The organism is Micromonospora sp. KC213 (genome assembly GCF_004348325.1).
GTDB lineage: Bacteria > Actinomycetota > Actinomycetes > Mycobacteriales > Micromonosporaceae > Micromonospora.
In genome coordinates this window covers 36,842-44,519 of record NZ_SMKF01000028.1, presented here as the reverse complement: position 1 = coordinate 44,519, position 7,678 = coordinate 36,842, and the positions used below count along the sequence as shown (strand labels likewise).

Annotated in this window: 8 protein-coding genes; 3 read left to right on the top strand and 5 right to left on the bottom strand. The window is 73.7% G+C overall.

The features are described 5' to 3' along the window. Positions 1 to 1,345 (top strand): family 43 glycosylhydrolase (locus tag E1166_RS09395; RefSeq protein ID WP_132337588.1); only part of this gene is annotated, 1,345 nt, incomplete at its 5' end. A 325-nt stretch (positions 1,346 to 1,670) separates the two neighbouring features. Next, complete coding sequence (locus E1166_RS09390) at positions 1,671 to 2,774, top strand: CaiB/BaiF CoA-transferase family protein (RefSeq protein WP_132337598.1); 1,104 nt, start codon at positions 1,671 to 1,673, stop codon at positions 2,772 to 2,774. Positions 2,775 to 2,866: 92 nt separating this feature from the next. Here E1166_RS09390 and E1166_RS09385 read toward each other — a convergent pair whose 3' ends face one another. Together E1166_RS09385 and E1166_RS09380 are read right to left on the bottom strand one after the other, a co-directional pair. Further along, entirely contained in the window at positions 2,867 to 3,469 is a 603-nt protein-coding gene (locus tag E1166_RS09385) for a DUF1349 domain-containing protein (protein ID WP_132337586.1), read from the bottom strand. 51 nt (positions 3,470 to 3,520) lie between these two features. Further along, complete coding sequence (locus E1166_RS09380; protein WP_132261187.1) at positions 3,521 to 3,745, bottom strand: hypothetical protein; 225 nt, start codon at positions 3,743 to 3,745, stop codon at positions 3,521 to 3,523. Positions 3,746 to 3,951: 206 nt separating this feature from the next. Here E1166_RS09380 and E1166_RS09375 point away from each other — a divergent pair, with 206 nt between their 5' ends. Then, on the top strand, positions 3,952 to 4,926 hold the full coding sequence (locus E1166_RS09375) for a hypothetical protein (RefSeq protein ID WP_132337584.1): 975 nt from the start codon (positions 3,952 to 3,954) through the stop codon (positions 4,924 to 4,926). Positions 4,927 to 4,938: 12 nt separating this feature from the next. Here E1166_RS09375 and E1166_RS09370 read toward each other — a convergent pair whose 3' ends face one another. The 3 genes from E1166_RS09370 to E1166_RS09360 form a co-directional block, all read right to left on the bottom strand. Continuing rightward, a complete protein-coding gene (locus E1166_RS09370; RefSeq protein WP_132337582.1) occupies positions 4,939 to 5,694 on the bottom strand; it encodes an SDR family oxidoreductase in 756 nt (251 codons plus the stop codon). A gap of 66 nt (positions 5,695 to 5,760) precedes the next feature. Then, entirely contained in the window at positions 5,761 to 6,600 is an 840-nt protein-coding gene (locus E1166_RS09365; protein ID WP_132337580.1) for a fumarylacetoacetate hydrolase family protein, read from the bottom strand. A 97-nt stretch (positions 6,601 to 6,697) separates the two neighbouring features. After that, a complete protein-coding gene (locus E1166_RS09360) occupies positions 6,698 to 7,675 on the bottom strand; it encodes an aldo/keto reductase (protein WP_132261183.1) in 978 nt (325 codons plus the stop codon). Positions 7,676 to 7,678: the final 3 nt, after the last annotated feature.

Sequence of the window (7,678 nt, the reverse complement as noted above, 5' to 3'; positions counted from 1 at the left end):
CCCGGACGCCGAGGTCTACGGCGTCACCACCGTCGACCCGCTGATCCGGCAGCGGGCCGACCCGTTCGTCACCCTGCCGGTGGAGGGCACGTACTACTTCACCGGCTCGGTGCCCGAGTACGACCGGATCGTCGTGCGGGGTGCGCCCACCATCGCCGGCCTCGCCACCGCCACCGAGTCGGTCATCTGGCGACGACCGACGAGCGGAAAGATGGGCGGGCACATCTGGGCTCCCGAACTGCATCGCATCGACGGGCGCTGGTACATCTACTTCGCGGCCGGAGACTCCGACAACGTCTTCCGCATCCGCATGTACGTGCTGGAGTCCGCGCTGGCCGACCCCCGGGACCCGGTTGGCTGGCGGCTGCGCGGCCAGATCGCCACCGAGTGGGAGGACTTCTCCCTGGACGCGACGACCTTCGCTCACCGGGGCCGCCGGTACCTGGTGTGGGCACAGGCCGAACCGGAGCTGACCGGCACGAACCTGTACATCTCGGAGATGGACACCCCCTGGTCTATCCGGACCAAGCCGGTGCGCATCGCCACCCCGACCCGGGGCTGGGAGAAGCAGGGTTTCACGGTCAACGAGGGCCCGGCGGTGCTCGTCCGCAACGGGCGGGTCTTCATGACCTTCTCCGCCAGCGCGACCGACTCCCGCTACTGCATGGGGTTGCTGACCGCCGACGCCGAGGCGGACCTGCTCGACAACGCCTCGTGGGTGAAGACGCCGGAGCCGGTCTTCGCCACCCACGAACCGACCAGGCGCTACGGGCCCGGGCACAACTCGTTCACCGTCGCCGAGGACGGGGTGACCGACGTGCTGGTCTACCACGCCCGCGACTACCGGGACATCACCGGCGACCCGCTGTACGACCCGAACCGGCACACCCGGGTGCAGAAGCTGTACTGGCACTCCGACGGCACCCCGCTGTTCGGGGTGCCGGTCGGCGAGGGCGGCCCGATCGTGCGCCTCTCCCCCGCCGACGCGCCCGACGCGTTCCTGCGCCACTACGAGTACGTGCTGCGGGTGGACACCGGAGTCCGTCAGCTGGCCGACAGCCAGTTCCGGTTCGTGCCCGGCCTGGCCGGCGGGGACACCGAGTCGATCCAGTCGGTCAACTTCCCCGACCGGTACGTCCGGGTTGTCGACGGCGTGGTCCGGATCGATCCGGTGGCGGCCGGCAGCGCCGAGGCCGCCTCGGCGAGCTTCCGCCGGGTGCCCCAGGGCAGGGGCGGCGTCGCGGTCCAGCTCGCCGCCGACCCGGGCGCGTACCTGCGGCACGAACGCGGACGGCTGACGGTGGGCGCCCTGGCCGGACGCGGCAGCGTCTTGCTGCCGAGCTAGCCCACCGCGGCGTCCGGGCACCCGCCCGGACCGCCCCGGGTGCCCGGACGTCGGGCGCCCGGGGCGGTCCGCCGGTCAGCAAGCTGCAGCTGCCGGTGTCGCCGACCGACAACCGTCGGGTGCTGGCCGTCCGGAAATTCCTCGACGCCCGCCTACCCCCAGTAAGCCGCCGCATCAGCCTCCGCGGGCGGTGGGTGGGTGCGACGTGGGGTGGCAGATCGGCCAGACTGCGATCGTGGTCGACGACGGGCCGGGCTACGGCAACCAGCGGAATGATCAGGACGATCGCCCGGCCGAGGGCGCGACCGACCGGCGCGGCGGGCCGCTGGCCGGCGTACGCGTCGTCGAGTTGGCCGGTCTCGCGCCGGCACCGTTCGGCTGCATGATGCTGGCCGACCTCGGTGCCGACGTGGTCCGCGTCGACCGGCCCGGCGGCCCCGCCGCCGGCCGGCTCGCCCCACCAGCGACCGGGCCGTTGCAGCGCGGCCGGCGGATCGTCGCCCTGGATCTGCGGTCCCCCGACGGGGTGACCGACCTGCTGCGCCTGGTGGAGCGCGCCGACGTGCTGGTCGAAGGGTACCGGCCGGGGGTGGCCGAGCGGCTCGGTGTCGGGCCGGACACCTGCCGGGAGCGTAACCCCCGCCTGGTGTACGCGCGGATGACCGGATGGGGTCAGGACGGCCCGAGGGCTATCCGGGCCGGGCACGACATCGACTACATCGCGCTGGCCGGGGCACTGGAGCCACTGGGCCGTGCCGGGGAACGCCCACACGCCCCGCTGAACCTGCTCGGTGACTTCGCCGGTGGTGGGATGCTGCTCGCCGTCGGCGTGCTGGCCGCCTTGCTGGAGCGGGAACGGTCCGGCGTCGGTCAGGTCGTCGACGCCGCGATGGTCGACGGGTCGGCGCTGCTCACCGCGTTCCTGCACGGCATGATCGGCGCCGGGTCGTGGCCCGCGTCGCGTGGCGGCAACCTGCTCGACGGTGGGGCACCGTTCTACGACACCTACCGCACCGCCGACGGCAGGTTCGTCGCCGTCGGCGCGTTGGAACCGCCGTTCTACGCGGCGCTGCTGGCTGGCCTCGACCTGGCCGACGAGGGCCTGCCCGCCCAGTACGACCCGAGCGGCTGGCCACGGCTGCGCCGCCGGTTCACCGAGCGGTTCGCCGAACGTACCCGGGACGAGTGGGAGGAGGTCTTTGCCGACCTCGACGCCTGCGTGGCGCCGGTGCTCTCGCCCACCGAGGCGCACCGCCATCCGCACAACGCCGCAAGGGGCACCTTCGTCACCGTCGGCGGGCAGCTGCAACCCGCGCCGGCCCCCCGGTTCGGGCGTACCCCGGCGGCGGTGCCGCGGCCCGCACCGGACCCGCAGCGGGACCTGTTGGACGTGGCGGACGTGCTGGCGGGGTGGCCGCAACGGCGGTGATCGCTAAACGGTGCCCCGACCTGGCGCAACTGCACACCAAGCAGGGCGCATCCGTCTCGCCACCGGCGTGGTGGCGGGCGGTGCCACGCGTGTCAGGAACCGTCCCGCAGATCGGCCGGTGCCGTCCCGGTGAGCCGGATCTGGTCGAATCGGACGACGCACCGGTCACCGAGCGGGGCCTGGGCCAGGAAGCCCACGCGGGCGTCCTGGCGGGAGGCCAACCGGAACAGTCGGACGAACTGCCAGTCGACGCCGTCGGACGAGGCGTGGAAGGCCCACGCCGGCCCCGTCCGGGTGATCCGCAGCCACACCTCGGCCGCCGTCACCAGGCTGGAGTTGCAGTCGTCGGACCAGTCGTTCGTCACGACGCTGACCACCATGGCCTGGCCCGCCGGCGACCACTCGAAACAGACCTTCGCCCAGTGGTCCTCGTCGACCCAGACGGCCAGCGCGCCCGCGTCGAACGTCGTCCGCGGCGGATCCACGCGGATCCGCGCGACGAGGTTGAACTCGGCGGGGGCCGGGAAGCTCAGCGCGGCGGCCCGGTGCTGCCGCCCACCGCCCAGGGAGTCGTTTGTCCAGTCGACGCCGGCGTCCGCCACGAGCAGCAGCTCACCGCGTTCTGCGTGGTAGGTGCCCTCGCCGTCGCGCGGCACCCAGGCCAGCGGTGGCAGCCCAGCGAGGTCGATGGTCATCCGATCCTCCCCTTCGGCGACGGTACGGCCGTGCCGCCCGCGGCGCGTACCCTACGCCGAGCGGCGCAGCTCGCGCCAGCCCTGTCCGCCGGCCCGCCACGAGTCGGCGAGGATGCTCGCCGAGCTGCGACTGCCGCACTCCATCACCTCGGAACGGCCCTGCGCGCCACCGATCTGCGCCTGGACCTCCCAGCGTCGCCCGTCGGTACGGATGTACACATCACGGCGCCCCCGAGGCGTGGCGTCCCCGTTCCACCAGTGTTCTTCGACGATCACCTGGCGACCGTACCAGCCGATCGGGAGCCGTCCGGGGGCGTGCCGGCAACGGTACGGGCACGATACGGCGACCCGGGCGGCGCCACGACGTACACGGTGGCACGAGTTGCGTCTTTACGCACGGGGCAGCACGGTGAGGGCCGGCGTGGAAGCCTCGGAGGGACGCAGCGTCACCGTCCCCCGCCCCACCACACCAGGGAGCCCAGATGCCCGGCACCCCGTCAGCGAGACCGCTGCACCGCGTGCTCGCACTCGTTGTCGTCCTTCTTCTCGGCGGTGTCGCCGGGCCTGCCGCGTCCGCCCGCGCGGCTGACGGGCCACGCCGGGCCGCATCGGCGGAGCCCTGGTCACTGGTGCCGGGGCCCGCCCGTCCCGGGACTGCGCCTGCGACAACGGTCTATGGCGGCGACCGCTGGCTGTTCACCACCACGAGCCGGGGTCACGTCCGGACGATCCGCTACTCGCTGACCACCCAGACCTGGTCGGACTGGACGCAGGTCCCGGGCTGGCCGGTGGCGAGGGACGCACCGTCGGCCGTGGTGTACGGCGGCGATCTGCGCGTCTTCGTCCGCACCGCCACCGGTCACGTCCGTGCCATCCGGTACAACCTGATGACCGGCACCTGGTCGGGTTGGGTGACGGTGCCCGGCTCGGCGGGAGCGGAGTCAGCGCCCGCGACCGCCGTCTACGGCGGCGATCTGCACGTGTTCGTCCAGGGCGCCGGCGGCACGCTGCGCACCGTCCGCTACACGTTGACGACCGACTCCTGGTCCGGCTGGGGCACCGTGCCCGGCGCGCCGCAGGCGACGTCCGCCCCCACCGCCGCCGTTCTCTACGGTCACCTGCACCTGGCGGTGCGCGGCAGCGGGGACACGCTCCGGGTCACCCGCTACACCCTCGACGCCGGGAACTGGGCCTCCTGGACGACCGTCCCGGGCACCCCGGCGACGGCGTCCGCACCGACCTTCAGCGCCCACGCCGGCACCCTTTACCTGACGGTCCGCGCCAGCGGCGACCTGCTGCACACCATCCGGTACGACGTGCCGGCCGAAGCCTGGTCCGCCTGGCGTGTCGTGGCCGGGGCTCCTCGGGCCACCTCCGCGCCGCTGGCCGCCGCCGGTTCCGTCGTCTTCGTCCGAGGCCCGGGGCACGAGATCTTCTTCGGCAGTATCGACGGGTGATCCCGATGCCGGTCAGTCGCGGGCCGGCATCCGCAGGCCCGCCAACCCGCCGTCGACGGCCAGCGCGGTCCCGGTGACCGCGCCGGCCGCCGGCGAGGCAAGGTAGACCACGGCCGCCGCCACCTCTCCGGCGGTGACCAGCCGGCCGGTGGGTTGGCGGGCGGCGAGCCGCCGTCGTTCGGCCTGGGGGTCGGGGGCAGCGGCGAGCAGCCGCGCCACCCAGGGGGTGTCCACGGTGCCGGGGGCCACGCAGTTGACCCGGATACCCTCGCCCACCAGGTCGGCGGCCATCGCCAGGGTCAGCGCGTGGACGGCGCCCTTGGAGGCGGAGTAGAGGGCGCGGCGGGGCAACCCGGCGCCGGCGGCGACGGACGAGACGTTGACGATCGCGGGGTGCGAGGAGCGGCGCAGGTACCGCAGCGCCGCGGCGGTGGTGCGGGCCACCCCGGTGACGTTGACGTCCAGGACGCGCGCCCACTGCTCGTCGTCGTTCTCCTCGATGGTGCCGACCGCCGAGATGCCGGCGTTGTTGACCACGATGTCCAGGCCGCCGAAAGCCTCCGCCACCGCGTCCACAGCGGTGGTGACCGCCGCCCGGTCGGCGACGTCGGCGCGCACCGGGTGGACCCTCGGGTCACGTGGCGCCGCGGACGGGTCCAGGTCCAGCACCCCGACCCGGGCACCGGCGGCCAGCAGCGCCTCGGTGCAGGCGCGGCCGATCCCGGAACCGCCACCGGTGACCACCGCGACCAGCCCGTCACACCGCACGCTCGTCCTCCATGCGTGCCGACGGTCCCGGCCGACGCCGGGCCGGGCCGGGCGCGGTGGCGGCCATCAGGCGCTCCGCAGCGTGCTGCGCTGCCGGCCGAGACCGTCGACCTCGACCTCCATGACGTCACCCGGTCGCAGGTAGGGGAAGCGCCCGGACAGGGCCACCCCCGGCGGGGTGCCGGTGTTGAGCAGGTCGCCCGGTTCCAGGACGGTGTACTGCGACAGGTGCCAGACGAGGTGGGCCACCTCGAAGACCATGTCCGCGGTGGTCCAGTCCTGCCGGGGCTCGCCGTTGACCCAGGACCGCAGGCCCAGCGCCTGCGGGTCGGCAACCTCGTCGGGGGTCACCAGCCACGGCCCGAGGGGTTGGAAGGTCTCGCAGGACTTGCCCTTGGACCACTGACCGCCGGAGTGGTCGAGCTGGAAGTCGCGTTCGGAGACGTCGTTGGCGCAGACGAATCCGGCGACGTGGGCGAGGGCGTCCGCCGGCGAGGAGAGGTAGCGGGCCCGGCGGCCGATCACCACGCCGAGTTCCACCTCCCAGTCGGTTTTGACCGAGCCGCGAGGGATGAGCACGTCGTCGTACGGGCCGACCACCGTGTTGGGGGCCTTGTAGAAGACGATGGGGGTGACCGGTGGCGGCGCCCCCGACTCGGCGGCGTGCGCGGCGTAGTTCTGTCCCACACAGAGGATCACCCCCGGCCGGGCGATCGGCGACCCGATCCGCTGGCCGGTGATGTCGATCTCCGGCAGGTCGGTGGCCTCGGCGACGCGGCGCAGTCCGTCGGCGGCGAAGAACGCCGGGCCGATGTCGTCGGTGACCGGGGTCAGATCCAGATGGCGGCCCTCGGCCCACAGGACCGGGCGCTCCGCGCCCACCGGGCCCACCCGCATCAGTCTCACGAACCAACCTCCAGTGGACGGGCACGGACGGCGGTGCGGCCCAGCCGGGCCGACGGCTCGTCGGCGGGGAGCCGCGCCAGATGGTGGCCGTCGATGATCATAGGGTAGGCACCTCCTCCGGCAGGAGACCGACCCGTTTGAGGTCGGCCCAGAGTTCACCGGGGATGTCCCACTCGAACATCGCGAGGTTGTCCGCGACCTGATCCGGGTCACGGGCGCCGACCACCACACCGGTGACCGCCGGATGCCCGAGGGGGAACTGGATCGCCGCGGCCCGCAACGGCACCCCGTACCGGTCACAGACCGCGCGGACCGCGCTGGCCCGCTCGAGCAGTGCCCGGTCGGCGGGAGCGTAGTCGTAGGGGGCGCCGGGTCGCGGGTCGGCGAGCAGACCCGAGTTGTAGACGCCCGCGGCGATCACCGCCACGCCCCGGTCCCGGCACAGTGGCAGCAGGGTGTCCAGCCCGGACTGGTCGAGCAGGGTGTATCGCCCGGCCAGCATGACGCAGTCGAGGTCGACGGCCCGGACCAGGTCGGTCAGCACCGGCGCCTGGTTCATGCCCGCGCCGACCGCGCCGATCTCACCGGCCGCGCGCAGCCGCGCCAGCTCCGGGTACGCCTCGGTGATCGCCTCGCCGACGTGGTCGTCCGGGTCGTGCAGGTAGGCGATGTCGATCCGGTCCAGACCGAGCCGCTCCAGGCTCTCGGCGTACGAGCGTCGTACGCCGGCCGCGGAGAAGTCGAACGTCGGGACGAGACCGCTCGGCTCGGCCCAGAATTCCTGGCCCCGGCCCTCGCCGGGGACCAGCAGCCGGCCGACCTTGGTGGACAGGGTGAACTCCGCCCGGGGCCGGCCGGCGAGCACCGCGCCGGCCCGACGTTCGGACAGTCCGCAGCCGTACAGCGGTGCGGTGTCGAAGTAGCGCAGCCCGAGCCGCCAGGCCGCCGCCACGGTGGCCCGGGCCGTCTCGTCGCCGACGCTGGTGAACATCCCGCCGATCGGGGCGAGTCCCAGACCGAGCCGGGTCACGCGTACCTCGGTGCGCCCCAGCGGCACCAGTTGTGTGGCCCGCACGGT

What these genes read in the sequence shown, in the direction of transcription:
- E1166_RS09385 (WP_132337586.1), bottom strand. Translation starts at nt 3,469, where the DNA reads ATGACCATCGACCTCGCTGGGCTGCCACCGCTGGCCTGGGTGCCGCGC.
- E1166_RS09375 (WP_132337584.1), top strand. Translation starts at nt 3,952, where the DNA reads ATGCCCGGCACCCCGTCAGCGAGACCGCTGCACCGCGTGCTCGCACTC.